This window comes from Streptomyces sp. NRRL F-5630, from assembly GCF_000719475.1.
In the GTDB taxonomy this organism is placed as follows: Bacteria; Actinomycetota; Actinomycetes; order Streptomycetales; family Streptomycetaceae; genus Streptomyces.
The window spans coordinates 60,431-81,766 of sequence record NZ_JOGO01000021.1 but is presented as its reverse complement, the minus strand read 5'-3'; the positions used below and the strand labels follow the sequence as shown (position 1 = coordinate 81,766).

The following is a 21,336-nucleotide window of genomic DNA, read 5'->3' as shown; positions in this document are numbered from 1 at the left end:
CCGTACGCGGCCCGGACCCCACGCTGCGGCGTGCGGCCCGGGCCGCCGGCCTTTTCCGGGGGCGGCCCGCGCTCCCGGACGCGGCGCCCGCCTGTCCGAGGCGTCTGGTACATCTGAAGGCGTGAGCAGCGACGATCAGGCGAACGGGGCCGAACAACTGGCCCTGATCCGGGAGAGCGTGCGCAAGGCGCGGCCACCGAAGGCCAAGCCGCGCACGTGGCGGGGGGCCGCGACGGCGGAACACCTCCCGGTCGCCCGCGTGCTCGTGAACAAGGGCGTCGTCCACCTCGACCGCACCTGGGACTACGCCGTGCCCGCCGAACTGGACGCGCAGGCGCAGCCGGGGGTACGAGTGCGCGTGCGCTTCGGGGCCGGCAAGGGGCAGGTGCGGGGCGGGCGCAGAGAGGGCGGGGGGCTCATCGACGGCTACCTCATCGAGCGCGTCGCCGTCTCCGACTACCAGGGCCCGCTCGCCGCGCTCGCCCAGGTCGTCTCACCAGAGCCGGTCCTGTCCCCGCCGCTCCTCTCCCTGGCCCGCCAGGTCGCCGAGCGGTACGCGGGCAGCCTCGCGGACGTGCTCCAGCTCGCCGTCCCGCCGCGCCTCGCGAAGGCCGAGACCCCCGCCTTCCCCGAGCCGCCGCCCCCGCCGCCCGCTCCCGCCCCGGACAGCTGGGAGCGCTATCCGCAGGGGCCCGGCTTCCTCCAGGCCCTCGCGGCGGGGGAGTCGCCGCGCGCCGTGTGGACCGCGCTGCCCGGACCCCAGTGGGCCGACGAGCTCGCCCGCGCCGTCGCGGCGACCCTCGCCTCGGGGCGCGGCGCCCTCGTCGTCCTCCCCGACGGCCGCAGCACGGCGCGCCTCGACACCGCCCTCGGCCGGCTCCTCGGCCCCGGGCAGCACGCCGTGCTCACCGCCGACACCGGGCCCGAGGAGCGCTACCGCTCCTGGCTGGCCGTCCACCGCGGTGCCGTCCGCGCCGCGATCGGCACGCGCGCCGCGATGTTCGCCCCCGTCCGCGACCTCGGGCTCGTCGCCGTGTGGGAGGACGGCGACAGCAGCCACAGCGAGATCCACCAGCCCTACCCGCACGCCCGCGAAGTCCTCGTGCTCCGCGCGACCCGCGAGGCAGGGGCGGAGGGGCCCGCGGCGCCCGCCTTCCTGCTCGGCTCCGTGGGCTGCACCGTCGAGGCCGCGCAGCTCGTACGCGGCGGCTGGGCGCACCCGCTCGCCGCCTCCCGCGACACGACCCGCGCCCTCGCCCCGCGCGTGCGCACCATCGGCGACACCGAGGTGGCCCGCGACCCCGCCGCACGCGCGGCCCGGCTGCCCTCGCTCGCCTGGGAGACCGCGCGCGCCGGGCTGCGCCACGGCCCGGTCCTCGTCCAGGTGCCCCGGCGCGGCTACGCGCCGCGGCTCGCCTGCGACCGCTGCCGCGAGCCCGCCCGCTGCCGGGAGTGCTCCGGTCCCCTGGAGGCCCCCGACGCGGAGCGGCTCACGTGCGGCTGGTGCGGGCGCACCGAGACCGGCTGGCGCTGCGAGGCGTGCGGCGGGAACCGGCTGCGCGCGCGGGTCGTCGGCGCGCGCCGTACCGCCGAGGAACTGGGGCGCGCCTTCCCCGACGTCCCGGTGCGCACCTCGGGGCGCGAGCAGGTCCTCGACACCGTGCCGGGCACTCCCGCGCTCGTCGTCTCGACGCCGGGCGCCGAGCCCGTCGCGGACGGCGGGTACGCCGCCGCGCTGCTCCTCGACGGCTGGGCCCAGCTCGCGCGGCCCGATCTGCGCGCGGAGGAGGAGGCACTGCGCCGCTGGCTGGACGCGGCCGCGCTGGTGCGGGGACAGGGCGCGGGCGGGACCGTCGTGGTCGTCGCCGAGCCGACCCTGCGGCCCGTGCAGGCCCTCGTCCGCTGGGACCCCGTGGGGCACGCGCTGCGGGAGCTGGAGGAGCGGGCCGAACGACGCTTCCCGCCCGTTTCGCGCATGGCGGCCGTCGCGGGGCCCCCCGCCGTCGTCTCCGCCTTCCTCGCCGAGGCCGAACTGCCCCCCGAGGCCGAGATCCTGGGCCCCGTACCGCTTCCCGTCACCCCACCGGGCCGGCCGCGGCGGCCGGGCGGGCCCCCTCCGGGGGAGCAGTGGAACCGCGCGCTCGTCCGGGTCCCGCTCGGCGGCGGCACCCGCCTCGCGCAAGCCCTCAAGGCCGCTCGCGCGGCCCGCCTCGCGCGGCGGGACACGGGGGCGGAGCAGCTCCTCGTACGGATCGACCCGCCGGACATCGGCTGAGCCGGGACCGGCCGCGTCCCGCACCCGGGCGGTCGGCGCCGGCCGCCCCAGGCACTGACTGAGCCCCTTCCCCCGGACCGGGTGAAGGGGCTCAGCGTGCGAAGGAGGCGCCTTATGCGTGGCGCGGGCCGGGGAGCGCCTTCTGGCGCGGCTCCTCGCGCACGTCCTGGCGCGACGCCGTCGGCTGCGTCGGCATGGCACGGGCGGCGGGCACGGTGGGCGTCACCGCGCGCTCCGGCACGGCGGCGGCGTCCCGCTCGGGGCGCTCCTCGGCCGGGGCCGGAGCCGGGGTGGCCCGGCGCGTCCCGTACCTGCGGTGCACGGCCTGCTTCGTCACCCCGAGCGCCGAACCCACCGCGTCCCAGGAGAAGCCGAGCGAGCGGTCGAAGTCGACGGCGGCGGTCACGAGGCTCTCGACGCTGTCCCGCAGCTCCTGCGCGAGCCGCACGGTCGGGGCGGGAGCGCGCCCGTAGACGACGAAACCGGTGGAGGGTCCCGTGCGGCGCGGGCGGTAGACGTTGCCGAGCTGGGCGGTGAGCGTGCGGAGCGCGTCCACCTGCCTGCGGACCCGCTCGATGTCCCGTACCAACAGGTGCAGGCTGGCCCGTGCCTGGGCGTCGTGGGTGGCGTGGTCGGCCATGTGCAAGCCTCTCGAACCGGCGTTGACGGGCCCGCGGGCCCGCATCGGACTGTGAGAAAAGGACTGCTGAGACTGAGGGGACGCCGCCCTGGGCGGGTCGTTGCGTCCGCCCACGGTCAACGCTGCTTTGACAACGCGCCGCGCCGGAAGGGGTCACGGGGGAGGGCGTGGGGCGGTACCGCGCGCGCTCCCCGCTAACCACGAGTGCGCGGGGAATGGCGGGCGTTTCGTCAGGAACCGCGGGACCCGCGGTGAGTACGGGGCGAGCGCCCGCGAGCGACAGCCGCGCCGGTGCCACCGGACGCCCGCCTGGCCGCCCTGCGGGCGACGAGGCGAGATTGAAGCCAGGCCCTAGGATGGGGGCTCTTGTCGGGCCGGGGTGTGAGGGAAGTTCAGGATTCATGAGGCTTGTGTTCGCAGGGACGCCGGAGGTCGCCGTACCCGCGCTCGACGCGCTGATCGCATCGGAGCGCCACGAGGTGGTGGCCGTCGTGACCCGCCCCGACGCGCCCGCGGGACGCGGGCGGCGGCTCGTGGCGAGCCCCGTCGCGCAGCGCGCCGAGGAGGCGGGGATCGAGATCCTGCGGCCGGCGAAGCCGCGCGAGGAGTCCTTCCTCGACCGGCTGCGCGAGATCGCGCCCGACTGCTGCCCCGTCGTCGCCTACGGGGCCCTGCTGCCCCGCGTCGCGCTCGACGTGCCGGCGCACGGCTGGGTCAACCTGCACTTCTCGCTCCTGCCCGCCTGGCGCGGCGCCGCGCCCGTGCAGCACGCCGTGCTCGCGGGCGACGAGATCACCGGGGCCTCCACCTTCCTCATCGAGGAGGGGCTGGACTCGGGGCCCGTCTACGGCACCGTGACCGAGACCGTGCGCCCCACCGACACGAGCGGCGACCTCCTGACGCGCCTCGCCTTCGCGGGCTCCGGGCTCCTCGCCGCGACGATGGACGGCATCGAGGACGGCAGCCTCAAGCCCGTGCCGCAGCCCGCCGACGGCGTCTCGCTCGCCCCCAAGCTCACCGTCGAGGACGCCCGCGTCGACTGGACGGCGCCCGCGCTGCGCGTGGACCGCGTCGTGCGCGCCTGCACCCCCGCCCCGGGGCCCTGGACCCTCTTCCGCGGCGAACGCCTCAAGCTCGTCTCGCTCACGCCCGCCCCCGAGGTCCCGCCCCTCGCGCCCGGTGAGATCCGCGCGGGCAAGAACAGCGTCCACGTCGGCACGGGCTCGCACCCCGTGGAGCTGGGCTGGGTCCAGCCCCAGGGCAAGAAGCCGATGCGTGCCGCGGACTGGGCGCGGGGCGTCCGGCCCGCGGTGGGGGAGACGCTGGGAGGCTGACGGCCTTTCCCTTGCGGCCGTCTTGGGGGTGCGGCCTTGTGAGGCTGCCCCCGTCCCCCTCGGCAGCCGCCGGAGGGGCGGGAGGTGGGTGGCCCGGCGGGGCGGCCCGTACCCTGGGCGCAGCCGTCCCGCGTTCGGGCGGCCTCTTCCCGGGCGGGCCCGCAGCGGCCGCGCCGCAGCACGCAGTGGAGCACGCACCTTTGAACGACCAGCCTTCCCGGGCCGCCGCCGGTCCCGACAGCAGTCCGCGCCGGGGCAAGGGGCGCCCGCACCGGGCGCCGCGCAAGGACCCCGTCCGCGTCCTCGCCTTCGACGCCCTGCGCGCCGTCGACGAGCGCGACGCCTACGCCAACCTCGTCCTGCCCGCCCTCCTGCGCGAAGCCCGCGAGAAGGGCGGCTTCGACGCCCGGGACGCGGCGCTCGCCACCGAACTCGTCTACGGGACCCTGCGCGGGCGCGGCACGTACGACGCGATCATCGCCGCGTGCGTGGACCGCCCCCTGCGCGAGGTCGACCCGCCCGTGCTGGACGTGCTCAGCCTCGGCGCCCACCAGCTCCTCGGCACCCGCATCCCCACCCACGCCGCCGTCTCGGCCACGGTCGAGCTGGCCCGCGTCGTCCTCGGCGACGGCCGCTCGCGCTTCGTCAACGCCGTCCTGCGCCGCATCGCGCGCAACGACCTCGACGCCTGGCTCGCCGAGGTCGCCCCGCCCTTCGAGGACGACCCCGAGGAGCACCTCTCCGTCGTCCACTCGCACCCCCGCTGGGTCGTCTCCGCGCTGTGGGACTCGCTCGGCGGCCCGCGCGGCGGCATCGAGGACCTCCTCACCGCCGACAACGAGCGCCCCGAGGTCACGCTCGTCGCCCGCCCGGGGCGTACCGACGCCGAGGCGCTGCTCGACTCGCTCGGCGAGGAGCGCGCCCTCCCGGGGCGCTGGTCCCCGTACGCCGTCCGCCTCACCGAGGGCGGCGAGCCGGGCGCCGTGCCCGCCGTGCGCGACGGCGAGGCCGGGGTCCAGGACGAGGGCAGCCAGCTCGTCGCCCTCGCCCTGGCCAAAGCCCCCGTAGAAGGCCGCGACGCCCTGTGGCTCGACGCCTGCGCCGGGCCGGGGGGCAAGGCCGCGCTCCTCGCCGGGCTCGCCGCCCAGCGCGGCGCGCGTCTCGTCGCCGCCGAGAAGCAGCCGCACCGCGCCGGGCTCGTCGCCCGCGCCCTCGCGGGGACCCCGGGCCCGTACCAGGTCGTCACGGCGGACGGCACCCGCCCGCCGTGGCGCCCGGAAACCTTCGACCGCGTCCTCGTCGATGTGCCCTGCACCGGGCTCGGCGCCCTGCGCCGCCGCCCGGAGGCCCGCTGGCGCCGCCGCCCCGAGGACCTCGACAGCTTCGCGCCGCTCCAGCGCGCCCTGCTGCACGAGGCGCTGCGCTCCGTGCGGATCGGCGGCGTCGTCGGCTACGCGACCTGCTCGCCGCACCTCGCCGAGACCCGCGCCGTCGTCGCCGACGTCCTCGACGAGTGGCCGGGCGCCGAGCTCCTCGACGCCCCCGCGCTGCTCCCCGAGGTCCCGCTCACCGGCGAGGGACCCGACCTCCAGCTCTGGCCGCACGTGCACGGAACGGACGCGATGTACCTCGCCCTGGTGCGGCGCACCGCGTGAGCGCGCCCCGCGCGGCGGTCCACGGCGGGGCGAAGCGGGGCAAGAAGGGCCCGGGTGTGAGCCACGGCACGAAACCATGGCAGGCTTGGGCCATGGCCGTGCAGATCAACCCCAGCATCCTGTCCGCGGACTTCGCGCGCCTCGCCGAGGAGGCCGAGGCCGTCGAGGGCGCGGACTGGCTCCACGTGGACGTCATGGACAATCACTTCGTCCCGAACCTGACCCTCGGCGCCCCGATCGTCGAGGCGCTCGCGAAGGCCACGGACACGCCGCTGGACTGCCACCTGATGATCGAGGAACCCGACCGCTGGGCCCCCGTCTACGTCGAGGCGGGCGCGGGCTCGGTCACCTTCCACGCCGAGGCCGCCGCCGCGCCGGTCCGCCTCGCCCGGGAGATCCGCGCCAAGGGCGCCCGCGCCTCCATGGCGCTCAAGCCCGCCACCCCGGTGGAACAGTACGAGGACCTGCTCCCCGAGCTGGACATGCTGCTGATCATGACGGTCGAGCCGGGCTTCGGCGGGCAGGCGTTCCTCGACATCATGCTGCCCAAGATCCGCCGCACCCGTCAGCTCGTCGCCAAGCACGGCCTCGACCTGTGGGTGCAGGTCGACGGCGGGGTCTCGGCCGAGACCATCGAGCGCTGCGCCGAGGCCGGAGCCGACGTCTTCGTCGCGGGCTCCGCCGTGTACGGGGCGAAGGACCCGGCCGAGGCGGTACGGGGCCTGCGCGGGCAGGCCGAGGCGGCGCACGCGAGGACGGAGTGGGCCACGGGGGCCTGAGCCGCGCGAGACACCGGCCCCGCGCACGGGGACCGGCCGCGAGAGGGTCCGGTCGGGGACCGGACCGCGAGAGGAGAGCCGTCCGGGACCGCACGCCGGACACGACGTCCGGGGCCACCCGGGCACCGCGTCCGGGCCGCGCTCCGGACGCAGAGGAGACAAGGAGCCGCCCGGGACCGTTCCGGGCGGACACCGGGATACGACTGGGCATCGGCTCCGTGAACCGGGCGCCGCGGGGCTGAGCACGCACCGTCGCGTCTGCGAGGATGAACGGCGAGTCCGGAGTATGTACAGCAGTGAGGAGAGCGCCGTGTCCGCGATGTCGGCGGGTCGGGCAGCCATGCGGATGGGACCCGCAGAGCTGGTCCAGGCGGCGGCCATGGCCCGCCGCTTCTACCTGGAGGGCAAGTCCAAGATCCAGATCGCCGAGGAGTTCGGCGTCAGCCGCTTCAAGGTGGCCCGGGTCCTGGAGACCGCCCTTGACCGGGATCTCGTCCGCATCGAGATCCGCGTCCCCGCCGAGCTCGACGCCGAGCGCTCGGACGCCCTGCGGGCCCGCTACGGGCTGCGGCACGCCGTCGTCGTCGAGTCACCGGCCGAGGCCGACGACTCGCCCGACCCGGAGAACCTCGGCGAGGTCGCCGCGGACCTCCTCGGCGAACTCGTCCACGAGGGCGACGTGCTCGGCCTCGCCTGGGGCCGCTCCACCATCCACATGGCGACCGCCCTGCACACCCTGCCCCCGTGCACCGTCGTACAGCTCACCGGGGTCTACGACGCGGGCACCGCCGAACGCGGCTCCGTCGAGGCGGTACGGCGCGCCGCGCAGGTCTCCGGCGGCGAGGCCCACCCCATCTACGCGCCGATGCTGCTGCCCGACCCGGCGACCGCCGCCGCGCTGCGCAGCCAGACCGGCATCTCGCGCGCCTTCGACTACTTCGACAAGGTGACCGTCGCCGCCGTCTCGATCGGCTCCTGGGAGCCGGGCGTGTCGACCGTGCACGACATGCTGGGCGAGGAGGAGCGGCGCCACTACGCCTCGCTCGGCGTCGCCGCGGAGATGTCCGCGCACCTCTTCGACGCGCGGGGCCGCCGCGTGGGCCGTGACCTGGGCGAGCGGTGCATCACCGTCGAGCCGGAGCGGTTGCGGCGCATCCCCGAGGTCGTCGCGATCGCGGGCGGGCACCGCAAGGCGGCGGCGATCGACGCGGTCCTGCGCTCGGGGCTCGTCACGAGCCTCGTCACGGACACGGCCGCCGCCGACTACCTCCTCACGGCGGGCGAGCAGCCCCGCCCGGCACTCGACCGGGCGGACCCGGACGAGTGAGGGCCCCGCGCCCTCGCGGCAGCGAAGCCGGTCGCCCCTGGGGGACCGGCTTCGCGCGTACGGTGCGGGGGACCCGCCGTGCGGGTGCGGCGCCCCACCCGCACGGCACCATCGGCCCGTAGTGGCGGTTCCGCCGTCGCTCGTAGGAAGCCACCAGGTCGCCGTCCGCATACCGCCCCCGCCTTCGGGGAAAGCTCCACATTCGGTGACCGGCATTGGTCAGTGCCCCCTCTGATCAGGGAGAATGGGCAGAGGAGCCATTGCCCGGCCACCACGCACTGCGCATACTCCCCACCCCGCCGACCACTGTCGGCAGCGGACGAACAGCAGGTGAGAGAGCCAGAATGCGATTCCTCAACGACCTCGGGCCGAGCCACGACCTCACGTACGACGACGTCTTCATGGTGCCGCGCCGTTCGGCGGTCGGCTCCCGGATGGCCGTGGACCTCACGTCCCCCGACGGCACCGGCACGACCATCCCCCTCGTCGTCGCGAACATGACCGCGATCGCGGGCCGCCGCATGGCCGAGACCGTCGCCCGGCGCGGCGGCCTCACCGTCATCCCGCAGGACATCCCGATCGAGGTCGTCGCCGACGTCACCTCCTGGGTCAAGCGGCGCCACCTCGTCCTGGACACGCCGATCGTCCTCGAACCCCACCAGACGGTGGGCGAGGCCCTGTCGTTGCTGCCCAAGCGCGCGCACAACGCCGGGGTCGTCGTGGACGGCGAGCGGCGCCCCGTCGGCGTCGTCACCGACCAGGACCTCAGCGGTGTGGACCGCTTCACGCAGCTCTCCGAGGTCATGTCCCGCGACCTGCTCCTGCTGGACGACGCGATCGCCCCGCGCGACGCCTTCCACACGCTCGACGCCGCCAACCGCCGGTACGCGCCCGCCGTCGACTCCGAGGGCCGCCTCACCGGCATCCTCACCCGCACGGGCGCCCTGCGCGCCACTCTCTACACGCCGAACACCGACGCCTCGGGCCGGCTGCGCGTCGCCGCCGCCGTCGGTATCAACGGCGACGTCGCCGGCAAGGCCAAGCAGCTCCTCGACGCCGGGATCGACACGCTCGTCGTGGACACCGCGCACGGCCACCAGGAGTCGATGATCGCCGCGCTGCGCGCCGTGCGCGCCCTGGACCCGCAGGTCCCGGTCGTCGCGGGCAACATCGTCGCCGCCGAGGGCGTGCGCGACCTGATCGAGGCCGGCGCCGACATCATCAAGGTCGGCGTGGGCCCGGGGGCCATGTGCACGACCCGGATGGCGACGGGCGTCGGCCGTCCGCAGTTCTCCGCCGTGCTCGAATGCGCCGCCGAGGCCGCCAAGTACGGCCGCCACGTGTGGGCCGACGGCGGTGTGCGCCACCCGCGCGACGTCGCCATGGCCCTCGCGGCCGGTGCCTCCAACGTCATGATCGGCTCCTGGTTCGCCGGTACGTACGAGTCCCCGGGCGACCTCCAGCAGGCCGCCGACGGGCGCCTGTACAAGGAGTCCTTCGGCATGGCCTCCGCCCGCGCCGTGCGCAACCGCACCTCGGAGGAGTCCGCCTACGACCGCGCCCGCAAGGCGCTCTTCGAGGAGGGCATCTCGACCTCGCGGATGTTCCTCGACCCGGCACGCCCCGGCGTCGAGGACCTCATCGACTCGATCATCGCCGGGGTCCGCTCCGCCTTCACCTACGCGGGCGCGGCCAGCCTCGCGGAGTTCTCCGAGCGGGCCGTCGTCGGCATCCAGAGCGCGGCCGGTTACGCGGAGGGCCAGCCGCTCCACTCCAGCTGGAACTGAGACCGGGGGAGTACGGGGACGGGGCGGCTCTTGTGACGGGGGGCCGCCCCGCTCTCGTGACGGGCCCACCCCGCTCTCATGGCGGGAGGTTGGGGGCTGCCCCGCTCTCCGTGGCGGGGGTCGCCCCGCCGACGTGGTGGGGGTCGCCCCGGCGCCGGACCGGCGCCTACGCCTACCCGGCGTCCCCGCGCCGCCAACGGGCCTCCACGCGCTTGCCTCCGGGGAGCGGCAGGACGCTCACGCCGCCCGCCAGTTTCTGCACCAGGTGCCAGCCGAAGCCGCCGCCGCCCGCGAGGTCGGGGGCGCGCGGGACGGGCGGTGCGCTGCTCGTGTCCTCCACGCCGACCCGCAGTTCGCCGTGGTACGCCCAGAGCGACAGGCGCCAGGGGCCCTCGGTGTGGCGCGAAGCGTTCGCCACGAGTTCGGCGACGACCAGGACGACCGCCTCGTGGTCCGCCCACGGGCACACCCCGGCGACGAATCCGCTCGCGGCCTCCCTGGCCGCCGCGCTGCTCACGTGCGGGCCCTCCAGGACGAGCAGGCGTGGCGTGGTGGGCATCAGCAACCGGCCCCTGGGAGCAGCACTTCGTCCAGACCGGTCATCCGCAGCAGTCGCTCGACCATCGGGGAGACCTCCGTGACGGCGAGTTCACCACCGCCGGAGAGCACGCCCCGGCGTATCGCGAGCAGGGCGCCGATCCCGCCCGAGTCGAGGTAGCCGACGCGCGAGAGGTCGAGCACGAACCGCCGTCCCGGCCGCGCGGGGACCCCGTCGAGCGCGCCGCGCAGGCGGCTCTCGGTCTCGTAGTCGAGCACCCCGTCGATCTGGACGAGCACCCGCTCGGGCTGCTCGCTCAGCGCGACCCGCAGGCGCGCGGTGCCCTCGGCGTAAGGCGCTGCGGCGGAGGGCGCTGGCGCGGAGGCCGCCGGGGCGGAGGCCGCTGGGGCGGAGGCCGCCGGGGTGTTGGGCGCTTCGGCGGAGGGCGCCGGGGCGTAGAGCGTTGGGGCGGAGGGCACTTCGGCGGAGGCCGCCGGGGCGTAGGGCGCTTCGGCGGGGGGCGCGGGTTCGCGTCGTGGGCCGATGTGGCCGGGCGCGTCGGGCACCGGCTGGCTGCTGACGTGGGGGGCGTTCATGCGCCGGTCCTCCGGACGGTCAAAGCGAGGGTGTCGTCGGGGTGCAGGATCACCGTATGCATCTCGGCGGCGAGCGCGCCGGGGACTTCCTCGGTCGGCAGCCCCCGGTGCCGTGCGGCGGCCAGGGCCAGGCGGCGCTCGCCGTCGCGGGGGTCGCGGCGCGACTCGGTGAGCCCGTCCGTGTAGAGGACGAGCAGGTCGCCGGGCCCGAGCGCGTCCTCGCGCACCCGCTCGCTGCCCGGCAGCGGGTAGCCGATGCCCCTGCCCCGCACTTCCAGGTACTCCGTCGCGCCGCTCGACCGCGCCACGAGCGCGGGCGGGTGGCTGCCGTTCGCGATGCGCACGACGCCGGTCACGGGGTCGATCCGCACGAGCTGCACCGTCGCCATCAGCTCGCGGTCGAAGGGGAGCAGGATCTCGTCGGTACGGGCCACGATCTGGCCGAGGGGGTGGCCCTCCAGGGCGAGGGTGCGCACCGCGTGCGTCACGTTGAGCGCGCTGCGGGTACTCGTCACACCGTGCCCGAGCGCGTCCACGACCGTGATGTGCACGGTGCCGTCCGGGAGCCGGAACCAGTCGTAGAGGTCGCCCCCGGTCGGCGCGTCCGTGCCGGCGGGCGCGTAGTGGATCGCCATCTCCAGCCCGGGGACGTCGACCGGCGGGGGGCGCAGCGCGTCCTCCAGCTCGCGCAGCGTCTGCCCGTGCGCCCGGCGCAACTGCTCGTCGCGCTCCTCCAGCTGTACGTAGAGGGCGAGGACGCCGCTGTTCGTCTCGGCCAGCTCCTGCGTGAGCCGCTGCCGGTCGTCGGCCAGCTCGGCGATCCGCGCCCGCGCCTCGCGCAGCTCCTCGGCGAGCAGCTCGCGCGCGTCGTCCCCGGCCGCCTCTCCGGCGCTGCCGTCGTGGGCGCGGCGGTCCTCCCCGCGGATGCCCTGCCCGCGGCCGTCGCTCCCGCGGCCGTCCTCCCGGCGGGCACCGTCCTCGCGGGCGCCGTCCTCGCAGGGGCGGTCGAGGCGCCAGCGCGCCCCGTGCCCCGCCACCTCGGGCGGCAGCGCCGGGGCCTCGTCGGGGGCGAGCGCGGCGGGCCGCAGCTCGACGGTCAGCTCGCTCGCCCCGCGCCGCGCCGCGAGCGTCACGCTGTGGCCCTCGCGCAGCGGCGGCCCGGCGAGCGCGGCGACCGACTGGGTGAGCCTCCCGCGCAGTTCCACGGGCAGGCGCCATTCCTGGGCGAGCAGCCGCAGGGCGTCCTCCAGATCCGGCAGCGAGCGGTGCGTGGAGCGCGGCCCCGGGGCGGGGCGCCGCGAGGCGGGCACCCCCGCGCGGGTCCCGGTCGTGTGCTGCTCGCCGCCGCTCGTCTCGCTCACCTTCTCGCTCACCCTGTCCACTCCCCTTCACGAGCACAGACCCGCGTCAGCGGCCTACCCCGCGCCTTCGCCTCCATGCTCCCACCTTCCAAGGGCCACGGAGCGCCTTCGGCGGCGAGCCGCCCCCGGCCCCGTACCGTCCCCCTGCGCGCGTGCGCCCGCGAGGAGGGGGCACGGGTGGGGCACGAGCTGTGTCACCGTCCCCCCGCGCGCGTGCGCCCGCGTCCCACCCGAGGAGAGCCCCCCGTGCCCCTGCCCGAAGCCGCCGCCCTGGCCCGCCGCACGCCCGTCGACCGGCTCGGCGGGGACGACAGCGGCCTGCGCCGCTCGCTCGGCCTGTGGCAGCTCACCATGATCAGCGTCGGCGCGACGCTCGGCACCGGCATCTTCGTCGTGCTCGGCGAGGCGGTGCCCAAGGCCGGGCCCGCCGTCGTCGTCTCGTTCGTCCTCGCCGGGTTCACGGCGCTCTTCTCCGCGCTGAGCTACGCGGAACTCGCCGGGGCCATCCCCGTCGCCGGGTCCTCGTACACGTACGCCTACGCGACGCTCGGGGAGCTGGTCGCCTGGGTCTGCGGCTGGTGCCTGATCCTGGAGTACGGGGTCTCGGTCGCCGCCGTCGCGGTCGGCTGGGGCCAGTACGTCAACGAGTTCCTCGACGGCACCTTCGGCGTCACGCTCCCCGCCGCGCTCTCCGCCCCTCCGGGTGACGGCGGCGTCGTCAACGTCGCCGCCCTCGCCGTCGTCCTCCTCGCCCTCGCCTTCCTCCTCGGCGGCGCCCGCGAGTCGGCGCGCGCCAACACCGTCATGGTGTGCGTCAAGATCGCCGCGCTCCTGCTCTTCTGCGGCATCGGCGTCACGGGCTTCCGCGCGGCGCACTTCGCCGACTTCGCCCCCTACGGCGTGAGCGGGATCAGCGCGGCGGCCGGCACGCTCTTCTTCTCGTACATCGGCTTCGACGCCGCGTCGACGGCGGGCGAGGAGGCGCGCGACGCGCGGCGCGACCTGCCGCGCGCGATCATCCTCTCGCTCGGGCTCGTCACGGCGCTGTACGTGCTCGTGGCGCTCGTCGCGGTGGGGGCGCGGCCCTGGCGCGAGTTCGCGGGCTCGGAGGCGAGCCTCGCGGGGATCACGCGCGACCTCACGGGGCAGGACGTGTGGCCCGTCCTGCTCTCGCTGGGCGCCGTCGTCGCCATCGCCTCCGTCGTCCTCACGGTGCTCTACGGGCAGACGCGCATCCTGTTCGCGATGTCCCGTGACGGGCTGATTCCCCGCGTCTTCTCGCGTGTCCACGCCGCGAGCGGCTCCCCGCGCGCGTGCACCCTGCTCGTCGCCGCCTTCTGCGGGCTGCTCGCCGCCGTCGTCCCGCTCGGGCAGCTCGCCGACGCCACGAGCATCGGGACGCTCTTCGCCTTCGGGCTCGTCAACGTCGCCGTCGTCGTGCTGCGCCGGATCAGGCCGGGGATGCGGCGCACCTTCCGGGTCCCCCTCTCGCCCCTCCTGCCCGCCGTCGGGCTCGGGCTCTGCCTGTGGCTCATGACCAGCCTGTCGCCCGTGACCTGGCTCGTCTTCGGCTGCTGGATGCTGGTGGGGCTCGTGGTCTACTTCGGGTACGGCGTCCGGCACTCCCGGCTCGCCACGGACACGCCCCCCGAGAAGAAGTGAACGAAGCGCGGTGCTCGACGAACTCGACGAACGGATTGTGCGGGAGCTGACCTCGGACGCGCGGCGCAGCTACGCCGACATCGGGCAGCGCGTGGGGCTCTCGGCCCCCGCCGTCAAACGCCGCGTCGACCGCTTGCGGGCGAGCGGCGCGATCCAGGGCTTCACGGTCCGCGTCGATCCCGCCGTACGGGGGCGGCGCACCGAGGGGCTCATCGAGCTGTACTGCCGACGGCAGACGACGCCCGAGATGATCCGCAAGGGCCTCGAAGGCTATGCCGAGGTGGTCTCGGCCTCGACGGTGACCGGTGAGGCCGACGCCGTCGTGCAGGTCTTCGCCGCGGACATGGAGCACTTCGAGCGGGTGCTGGAGCGGATCGCGGGGGAGCCCTTCGTCGAGCGGACGAAGTCCGTGCTCGTCCTCTCCCCGCTGCTGCGCCGGGCGGGCTGAGCAGCTCCGGCCTCGGCCGCGCCCCCTTTCCCGGCCTCTTTTCGGGGGGTTTTGTTCACTCTCGGACCATTAATGCGCGCCTGAGCGGATACGGGCGCGCAAGGTGGTCGGGAGATGATCACGAAGCTTCGTTCCGCTCTTGTCGCCGCCGCCGCGGTCCTCGTGGCGGCAGCCGTCGTGCTGGGTCTCGCGCTGTCCGGGGCCTTCGACAGCGGCGGTGGCGGCCACCGCGAGACCGGGAGCGAGAAGGCCGCGAGCACCCCGCCCCCGGCCGCAGCGGCGCTGCGCCCGCGCTTCGTGACCCGCGCCCGGTGGGGCGCCGATCCGCACCTGCTCGACCAGAAGCCGCAGTACGCCGACGCGGTGCGCGCCGTCGTCATCCATCACACCGACACGCCCAACGGCTACTCCTGCGCCGACAGCGCCTCCTTCGTCCGCGACATCTACCGGGCCCACGCGACCGCGCGCGGCTGGGGCGACATCGGCTACAACTTCCTCGTCGACCGCTGCGGCACGATCTTCGAGGGCCGTCTCGGCGGCGTCGACAGGCCCGTCGTCGGCGCCCACACGGTCGGCCTCAACAAGGGCACGACCGGGATCGCCGCGATCGGCACGTACACCGCGGGGACCCCGGTGCCCGCGCCCATGCGCCGCTCCATCGAGCGGATCATCGCCTGGAAGCTCGGCCTCACCGAGATCAGCCCCTCGGCCCGCACGCAACTCGTCTCCACCAACAGCGATTCCCGCTTCCCGAAGGACACCTCCGTCAACCTCCCCACCGTCCTCGGCCACATCGAGGCGTACGAGACGGACTGTCCCGGGCAGGCGCTCATGGACCTGCTCCCGGAGTTCCGGCGGGCCGCCGCCGAACTCCAGGGCAAGGCGAAGCTCCTCGCTGCGCGGCGTGCCTCGCGGAGCCCGGCGACCGCGGACCGGGGGCAGGACGGTGTACCCGGGCCCCCGATGGAACCCCGCCGGGAGCCCGGCGCAACGAATCGCCGCTCAGGCGCCCGCAGACGCAAGATCCCGCCGCGATGACGGCAGCGACGGTGTCTTGTTGCGCCAGGTCCGGCGCCCGTAGCGTCTAGGGCGTGTCCGCAAGGCCCCGCATGTCTCCTTCCGTCCCGCCCGCGCCGCCGCTGCGCCTGGCGCTCGCCCAGTCCTCGGGCACCCCCGGCGACGTCCGCGCCAACCTCGACGCGCTCGACGCGCTCGCGGCCCGCGCGGCGGCGTCCGGGGCGCACCTCCTCGTCGCGCCCGAGCTGTTCCTGAGCGGGTACGCGCCCGAGGCACCCGCCGGCCCCGGGGCCGCCCCCGTCCCGCCGCTCGCCGCGCTCGCCCTCGACCGGGCCGAGGCGGAGGCCGAACTGGGCGCCCTCGCCCGCCGCCACGGCCTCGCGGTCCTCGCCGGCTACCCGGAGCGCGCCGGATCGGCCACGTACAACTCCGCGCTCCTCGTCGGCCCGGACGGTGCCCCGCTCGCCGCGTACCGCAAGACCCACCTCTACGGCCCGTACGAGCGGGCCGTCTTCACGGCGGGCGACCGCGCTGTCGTGCGGGCGGAACTGCGCGGCGTCAGGCTCGGGGTGCTCATCTGCTACGACGTCGAGTTCCCGGAGAACGTGCGGGCGCACGCCGATGCCGGGACCGAGGTGCTCCTCGTGCCGACCGCGCTGCTCGCCCCGTACGACTTCGTCGCCCGCTCCCTCGTGCCCGTGCGCGCCTTCGAGAGCCAGCTGTACGTGGCCTATGTGAACCGCACCGGGCCCGAGGGCGACTTCGACTTCGTGGGGCTCAGCTGCCTCGCCGCGCCCGACGGGAGCGCTCCGGCGCGTGCCGGGGCGGGGCCCGAACTGCTGCTCGCCGAAGCCGATCCGGCCCTCCTCGCCGCCTCGCGCGCCGCCAATCCGTACCTCGCCGACCGGCGCACAGATCTGTACCGCTGACCCGCTCGCACCACCTCTGGGAGCCCCCGCATGACCTCCACCGTGCCCACCGCCGTGCCCGGCGGCGACGCGCGCCCGCCCATCACGATGTGCGGCCCGGACTTCCCCTTCCCCTACGACGAGCACCTCGCGCACCCCGCCGGGCTCGGCCAGGTCCCCGCCACCGAGCACGGCACCGAGGTCGCCGTCATCGGCGGCGGACTCTCCGGGCTCGTCACCGCCTACGAGCTGATGAAGATGGGCCTGCGCCCCGTCGTGTACGAGGCCGACCAGCTCGGCGGCCGTCTGCGCACCGTCGGCTTCGACGGCTGCGACCCCGGGCTCACCGCCGAACTCGGCGCGATGCGCTTCCCGCCCTCCTCCACCGCGCTCCAGCACTACATCGACCTCGTCGGCCTGGAGACCGAGGACTTCCCGAACCCCCTCGCGCCGGTCACACCGTCCACCGTCGTCGACCTCAAGGGCGAGTCGCACTACGCGCGCACCATCGAGGACCTGCCGCAGGTCTACCGCGACGTCGCCGAGGCATGGCGCCGATGCCTGGAGGACGGCGCCGACTACACCGCGATGAACGAGGCGCTGCGCACCCGCGACCTCCCGCGCGTCCGCGAGCTGTGGGGGCGGCTCGTGCGCGAGCTGGACGATCAGACCTTCTACGGCTTCCTCTGCCAGTCCCCGGCCTTCGCGTCCTTCCGGCACCGCGAGATCTTCGGGCAGGTCGGCTTCGGCACGGGCGGCTGGGACACCGACTTCCCCAACTCGATCCTGGAGATCCTCCGCGTCGTCTACACCGAGGCCGACGACCACCACCGGGGCATCAAGGGCGGCAGCCAGCAGCTTCCGCTGCGGCTGTGGGAGCGCGAGCCGGACAAGCTCGTCCACTGGCCGCGCGGCACCTCGCTCTCCTCGCTGCACGACGGGACGCCGCGCCCCGCCGTCACCCGGCTGCACCGCACGGCGGGCAACCGCGTCACCGTGACCGACGCGGACGGCCGCATCCGCACGTACCGGGCCGCCGTCTTCACCGCGCAGTCCTGGATGCTGCTCTCGCAGATCGCCTGCGACGACGACCTCTTCCCGATCGACCACTGGACGGCGATCGAGCGCACCCACTACATGGAGTCCAGCAAGCTCTTCGTGCCCGTGGACCGCCCGTTCTGGAAGGACAAGGACCCGGTGACGGGGCGCGACGTCATGTCGATGACGCTCACCGACCGCATGACGCGCGGCACCTACCTGCTCGACCACGGCCCCGACCGTCCGGCCGCGATCTGCCTCTCGTACACGTGGTGCGACGACAGCCTCAAGTGGCTGCCGCTGAGCGCCCACGCGCGCATGGAGGTCATGCTGAAGTCGCTCGGCGAGATCTACCCGAACGTGGACATCCGGCGGCACATCATCGGCGACCCGGTGACGGTCTCCTGGGAGGACGAGCCGTACTTCATGGGCGCCTTCAAGGCGAACCTGCCCGGCCACTACCGCTATCAGCGCCGCCTGTTCACGCACTTCGCGCAGGAGCACCTGCCCGCCGACCGCCGCGGCCTCTTCCTCGCGGGCGACGACATCTCCTGGACGGCGGGCTGGGCGGAGGGCGCCGTGCAGACGGCGCTCAACGCGGTGTGGGGTGTCATGCACCACCTCGGCGGCGCGACGGACCCGACGAACCCGGGCCCGGGCGACCGCTTCGACGAACTGGCCCCGGTGGAACTGCCGGAGGACTGAGGCGGCAGGGGGTCCACCGCCGGAGCGGGGGAAGCGGGGGAGTGGGGCCGGGGCAGCGGCGTCGTCCCGGGCACACCGGCGAGCGGCGTCCCTCCGCCCCGGGCCCGCCCCCCGCTCGTGCCCCCGGCAGGAGAGCCGCCGGCGCGAGAGGGGTCACGAGCAGCCGTCCCACCCGCCCCACCCCCGTGTCCAGCCGCTCCCGCAGCTCTTCCGCCACCGCCGGCAGACCCCGCACCGCCCAGAGCGCCCGCGCCGCCGCCCACGCCGCCCGCCGCGCCCGCTCGATGCTCCAGGCGCCCGCCAGGTGCGTGAGCGGCTCGGCGAGTTCGAGGAGGTCGGGACCCGGCATGAGGTCCTCGCGCACGCGTTCCTCCAGCGCTGTGAGCAGGTCACCGACCTGGTCGAACTCGTCGCGAAGGTCCTCCGGAGCGCAGGCGAGCACATGGCAGGTGTCCACGACGGCGAGCGCGAGATCGTGCCCGATGTGCGCGTTGACGCCGCACAGCGCGAACTGCACGGGACGCACCCCGCGCCGGTCGCGGGCGTGCAGGAGCGCTTGCCAGCAGGCGGGAGCACGTCCGCCCCGCTCGAAGGTCTCGACGGCGTGCAGGTACCGCTCCGCGAAGAGCACGTCGAGGGTCACGGCGGCCCGCCGGTCGGGGAAGCCTCCTTGGTCCACGAGGCGCCCGACCTCTCGGGTGACGCGGGTGTAGACCCGGTGGAAGACCGCGACGCCGTCCCGCTCCGGCCACCTCGCACCGAGCCGCCGTATCCGGGCGAGGACACCGTCCACCCCGTCGTCGACGCGGCGCACGGCGCCGCTGAGCACGTCGGTCGGCTGCTGCGAAGGGCCCATGGGAGCAGGCTCCCAGCCCTCGCCCGGCGCGCGTGGCGCCGTGCCGGACCCGTCCCCGCATCGGGGGACACGGGGGGCCGGGGGCGGAGGACCCCTGCGCGCGGGAGGGGCGGGGCACCGGGCGGTACGGAAGCGGTGCCGCACGGGTCGCGGTACGGAAAAGCCGCCCTACGCGGGGCGGCCTCTTCGCGGGGCGTACGAGCATCCCGTGCGGGGCCGTGCGCCCCGCCCGTGCTACTCGCCCTCGCGGGACTCCGCAGGCCGCTCGTCGCCCGTCCTCGACGTGTCGTACGACGAGGTCCCCGCATCGAGCAGCGGCTCCTGCGTCTTGAGGTGGGCGGGGGCGAGGGCCCGCAGCGCGTGGTAGCCCGTGATGACGACGAGCGTGCCGAGCGCGATGCCGCTGAGCTCGAAGTTGTCCGTGATCTTCAGCGAGACACCGCCGACGCCGATGATGATGCCCGCCGCCGTCGGCACGAGGTTGAGCGGATTGCGCAGGTCGACCTTGGCGCTGAGCCAGATCTGCGCGCCGAGCAGCCCGATCATGCCGTACAGGATCACGGTGATTCCGCCGAGCACCCCGCCGGGGACCGCCGCGACGACCGCGCCGAACTTGGGGCACAGGCCGAAGAGGAGCGCGAAGCCGGCCGCCGCCCAGTACGCCGCCGTCGAGTAGACGCGCGTCGCCGCCATGACGCCGATGTTCTCGGAGTACGTCGTGTTCGGCGGTCCGCCCACGGCGGTGGAGAGCATCGAGCCGAAGCCGTCCGCCGAGATCGCCGTGCCGAGCTTTCCGTCCAGGTTCTCGCCCGTCATCTCGCCGACCGCCTTGACGTGCCCCGCGTTCTCCGCGATGAGCGCGATCACGACCGGCAGCGCGACGAGGATCGCCGACCACTGGAAGTGCGGGCCGTGGAAGTCGGGCAGCCCGATCCAGTCGGCCTTGCCCACCGCGTCCAGGTTCAGCCGCCAGTGGTCGACGGTCCTGCCACTGCCGTCCGCCGAGTGGATGCGGCCGAAGACCCGGTCGAAGCCCCAGGAGACCACGTACCCGAAGACGAGTCCGAGGAAGATCGCGATCCGGGACCAGAAGCCGCGCAGGCACACGACCGCGAGCCCCGTGAAGAGCATCGTGAGCAGCGCGACCCACTGGTCCTGCGGCCAGTAGGTGGAGGCCGTGACGGGGGCCAGGTTGAAGCCGATGAGCATCACGACCGCGCCCGTCACCACCGGCGGCATCGCCGCGTGGATGATCCGCGCCCCGAAGTGCCGCACCGCGAGCCCGACGAGGAAGAGGAGCACGCCGACGGCGAGGACCGCGCCCGTGACGACCGCGCTGGAGCCGCCCTGCGCGCGGATGACCGCGGCGACGCCGACGAAGGAGAGCGAGCAGCCGAGGTAGCTCGGCACCTTCCCGCGCGTCGCGAGCAGGAAGATCGCCGTCGAGACGCCGGACATCATGATCGCGAGGTTCGGGTCCAGGCCCATGAGCACGGGGGCGACGAAGGACGCGCCGAACATTGCGACGACGTGCTGCGCGCCGAGCCCGATCGTGCGCGGCCAGCTCAGCCGTTCGTCCGGCCGGACCACGGCACCCGGAGCCGGGGTACGCCCGTCCCCGTGCAGCTTCCAGCGCACGCCGAAGTCCATCTGTTTCCGCTCCTCGCCTCAGCCCCCGCCGGTGCACGAGCCGGACACGCGACGGACCGCACGGATGTTCCCGTACTGGATTCCGGCACATGTTAATGGCAGGTAAGGGTGGCTTCGCGCCACGAACGGTACGCGGCGCGGAGGGCGGCGGGGGGTGGGGGAGGTCTCGCAAAGCGGTGGAAGGACGGCCGCGCGGAGGCGTACGGCCTGGCAAACCCCCTGGTGGTGGGCCTCCGGGCGCCGCCTACGATGGAGCGTTCGATTCCCTGGCAGAACAGGCTCCCCGCATGTCGCTCGCAGCCCCCGCCCCGGCCGAAACCGGCCCCCCTCCGTACGGGGTGCTCGTCCCCTCGTACGTGCACTTCGACGACCTCGACGCGCTCGGCCTGCTCCACAACGGCCGCTATCCGCTCCTCGTCGAACGGGCCTGGACGGCGTACTGGCGCACGCACGGCCTCGCCTACCGCGGCGACTGGCACGAGGCGGCGGACGCCTGCAACGCCGTCCGCGAGTTCACCATCGGCTACGAGCACCCCGTCACCCTCACCGGCGAGTACGCCGTCCACCTGTGGCTCGACCGCCTCGGCACGACCGGGCTCACCTACGGCTTCCGCTACTGCTCGGCGGACGGCACCGTCACCTACGCCCGTGGCCACCGCGTCCTCGTCCGTCTCGACCCCGACACGCTGCGCCCCCGCCCGTGGAGCGAGGACTTCCGCGCGAAGGCGCGCGGGCTGCTGCGGGTGGCGTGAGCGGCTGA

The 21,336-nt window shown here is 75.1% G+C and carries 17 protein-coding genes and 1 pseudogene; 12 read left to right on the top strand and 6 right to left on the bottom strand.

Going from position 1 to position 21,336, the window contains the following annotated elements; translation table 11 throughout:
- Positions 1-121: 121 nt before the first annotated feature.
- Positions 122-2,275, top strand: coding sequence for a primosomal protein N' (locus tag IF99_RS0113160; RefSeq protein ID WP_030996623.1), 2,154 nt, complete (start codon positions 122-124; stop codon positions 2,273-2,275).
- Between the two features lie 112 nt (positions 2,276-2,387).
- Here the strand turns inward: IF99_RS0113160 and IF99_RS0113155 are convergent, their stop codons facing one another.
- The gene (locus IF99_RS0113155) at positions 2,388-2,915 is read right to left on the bottom strand and encodes a hypothetical protein (protein WP_030996622.1); all 528 of its coding nucleotides are present in this window, start codon (positions 2,913-2,915) and stop codon (positions 2,388-2,390) included.
- Between the two features lie 401 nt (positions 2,916-3,316).
- Between IF99_RS0113155 and fmt the strand changes: the two genes are divergently transcribed.
- From fmt to IF99_RS0113130, 5 genes are all read left to right on the top strand, one after another.
- On the top strand, positions 3,317-4,249 hold the full coding sequence (fmt, locus tag IF99_RS0113150; RefSeq protein ID WP_030996621.1) for a methionyl-tRNA formyltransferase: 933 nt from the start codon (positions 3,317-3,319) through the stop codon (positions 4,247-4,249).
- A 200-nt stretch (positions 4,250-4,449) separates the two neighbouring features.
- Positions 4,450-5,904: an RsmB/NOP family class I SAM-dependent RNA methyltransferase gene (locus tag IF99_RS0113145; RefSeq protein WP_030996620.1), complete on the top strand. Its 1,455-nt coding sequence runs from the start codon at positions 4,450-4,452 to the stop codon at positions 5,902-5,904.
- A gap of 92 nt (positions 5,905-5,996) precedes the next feature.
- A complete protein-coding gene (rpe, locus tag IF99_RS0113140) occupies positions 5,997-6,683 on the top strand; it encodes a ribulose-phosphate 3-epimerase (RefSeq protein ID WP_030996619.1) in 687 nt (228 codons plus the stop codon).
- A 286-nt stretch (positions 6,684-6,969) separates the two neighbouring features.
- Positions 6,970-8,010 (top strand): sugar-binding transcriptional regulator, encoded by a 1,041-nt coding sequence (locus IF99_RS0113135; RefSeq protein ID WP_030996618.1) that lies wholly within the window; start codon positions 6,970-6,972, stop codon positions 8,008-8,010.
- 344 nt (positions 8,011-8,354) lie between these two features.
- Positions 8,355-9,797: a GuaB1 family IMP dehydrogenase-related protein gene (locus tag IF99_RS0113130; protein ID WP_030996617.1), complete on the top strand. Its 1,443-nt coding sequence runs from the start codon at positions 8,355-8,357 to the stop codon at positions 9,795-9,797.
- Between the two features lie 172 nt (positions 9,798-9,969).
- On the opposite strand, the gene IF99_RS0113125 is transcribed toward IF99_RS0113130, so the two are convergent.
- Genes IF99_RS0113125 through IF99_RS0113115 form a run of 3 tightly spaced genes read right to left on the bottom strand, consistent with a single transcriptional unit; the run spans position 9,970 to position 12,304 of the window.
- Positions 9,970-10,356 carry an ATP-binding protein gene (locus tag IF99_RS0113125; RefSeq protein WP_030996616.1) on the bottom strand — a complete coding sequence of 129 codons (387 nt, stop codon included), beginning with the start codon at positions 10,354-10,356 and terminating at the stop codon, positions 9,970-9,972.
- Positions 10,356-10,931 carry an STAS domain-containing protein gene (locus IF99_RS0113120; RefSeq protein ID WP_078655073.1) on the bottom strand — a complete coding sequence of 192 codons (576 nt, stop codon included), beginning with the start codon at positions 10,929-10,931 and terminating at the stop codon, positions 10,356-10,358. The genes IF99_RS0113125 and IF99_RS0113120 overlap by 1 nt, the downstream gene beginning before the upstream one ends.
- On the bottom strand, positions 10,928-12,304 hold the full coding sequence (locus IF99_RS0113115; RefSeq protein ID WP_078655072.1) for a PP2C family protein-serine/threonine phosphatase: 1,377 nt from the start codon (positions 12,302-12,304) through the stop codon (positions 10,928-10,930). Before IF99_RS0113115 ends, IF99_RS0113120 begins: the two co-directional genes overlap by 4 nt.
- A 234-nt stretch (positions 12,305-12,538) precedes the next feature.
- Here IF99_RS0113115 and IF99_RS0113110 point away from each other — a divergent pair, with 234 nt between their 5' ends.
- The 5 genes from IF99_RS0113110 (at position 12,539) to IF99_RS0113090 (ending at position 18,070) form a co-directional block, all read left to right on the top strand.
- On the top strand, positions 12,539-13,954 hold the full coding sequence (locus tag IF99_RS0113110; RefSeq protein WP_037826855.1) for an amino acid permease: 1,416 nt from the start codon (positions 12,539-12,541) through the stop codon (positions 13,952-13,954).
- 10 nt (positions 13,955-13,964) lie between these two features.
- Positions 13,965-14,402, top strand: a complete 438-nt coding sequence (locus IF99_RS0113105) for an Lrp/AsnC family transcriptional regulator (protein ID WP_007829376.1) — start codon at positions 13,965-13,967, stop codon at positions 14,400-14,402.
- Between the two features lie 114 nt (positions 14,403-14,516).
- The gene (locus IF99_RS0113100) at positions 14,517-15,440 is read left to right on the top strand and encodes a peptidoglycan recognition protein (protein WP_030996612.1); all 924 of its coding nucleotides are present in this window, start codon (positions 14,517-14,519) and stop codon (positions 15,438-15,440) included.
- Between the two features lie 71 nt (positions 15,441-15,511).
- Positions 15,512-16,348: a carbon-nitrogen hydrolase family protein gene (locus IF99_RS0113095; protein WP_030996611.1), complete on the top strand. Its 837-nt coding sequence runs from the start codon at positions 15,512-15,514 to the stop codon at positions 16,346-16,348.
- Positions 16,349-16,378: 30 nt separating this feature from the next.
- Positions 16,379-18,070 carry a flavin monoamine oxidase family protein gene (locus tag IF99_RS0113090; protein ID WP_030996610.1) on the top strand — a complete coding sequence of 564 codons (1,692 nt, stop codon included), beginning with the start codon at positions 16,379-16,381 and terminating at the stop codon, positions 18,068-18,070.
- Positions 18,071-18,215: 145 nt separating this feature from the next.
- Here IF99_RS0113090 and IF99_RS0113085 read toward each other — a convergent pair.
- Positions 18,216-18,926, bottom strand: a pseudogene (locus IF99_RS0113085) (DUF5995 family protein); the annotation flags it as partial.
- A 234-nt stretch (positions 18,927-19,160) separates the two neighbouring features.
- Positions 19,161-20,576 carry a uracil-xanthine permease family protein gene (locus IF99_RS0113080; RefSeq protein WP_030996608.1) on the bottom strand — a complete coding sequence of 472 codons (1,416 nt, stop codon included), beginning with the start codon at positions 20,574-20,576 and terminating at the stop codon, positions 19,161-19,163.
- Positions 20,577-20,863: 287 nt separating this feature from the next.
- Between IF99_RS0113080 and IF99_RS0113075 the strand changes: the two genes are divergently transcribed.
- Complete coding sequence (locus IF99_RS0113075) at positions 20,864-21,328, top strand: acyl-CoA thioesterase (RefSeq protein WP_030996607.1); 465 nt, start codon at positions 20,864-20,866, stop codon at positions 21,326-21,328.
- Positions 21,329-21,336 lie beyond the last annotated feature (8 nt).

Coding starts and splice junctions, on each gene's coding strand:
- IF99_RS0113125 (WP_030996616.1), bottom strand. CDS start 10,356: ATGCCCACCACGCCACGCCTGCTCGTCCTGGAGGGCCCGCACGTGAGC.
- IF99_RS0113090 (WP_030996610.1), top strand. CDS start 16,379: ATGACCTCCACCGTGCCCACCGCCGTGCCCGGCGGCGACGCGCGCCCG.
- IF99_RS0113130 (WP_030996617.1), top strand. CDS start 8,355: ATGCGATTCCTCAACGACCTCGGGCCGAGCCACGACCTCACGTACGAC.
- fmt (WP_030996621.1), top strand. CDS start 3,317: ATGAGGCTTGTGTTCGCAGGGACGCCGGAGGTCGCCGTACCCGCGCTC.
- IF99_RS0113075 (WP_030996607.1), top strand. CDS start 20,864: ATGTCGCTCGCAGCCCCCGCCCCGGCCGAAACCGGCCCCCCTCCGTAC.
- IF99_RS0113100 (WP_030996612.1), top strand. CDS start 14,517: ATGATCACGAAGCTTCGTTCCGCTCTTGTCGCCGCCGCCGCGGTCCTC.
- IF99_RS0113135 (WP_030996618.1), top strand. CDS start 6,970: ATGTACAGCAGTGAGGAGAGCGCCGTGTCCGCGATGTCGGCGGGTCGG.
- rpe (WP_030996619.1), top strand. CDS start 5,997: ATGGCCGTGCAGATCAACCCCAGCATCCTGTCCGCGGACTTCGCGCGC.
- IF99_RS0113155 (WP_030996622.1), bottom strand. CDS start 2,915: ATGGCCGACCACGCCACCCACGACGCCCAGGCACGGGCCAGCCTGCAC.
- IF99_RS0113080 (WP_030996608.1), bottom strand. CDS start 20,576: ATGGACTTCGGCGTGCGCTGGAAGCTGCACGGGGACGGGCGTACCCCG.
- IF99_RS0113120 (WP_078655073.1), bottom strand. CDS start 10,931: ATGAACGCCCCCCACGTCAGCAGCCAGCCGGTGCCCGACGCGCCCGGC.
- IF99_RS0113095 (WP_030996611.1), top strand. CDS start 15,512: ATGTCTCCTTCCGTCCCGCCCGCGCCGCCGCTGCGCCTGGCGCTCGCC.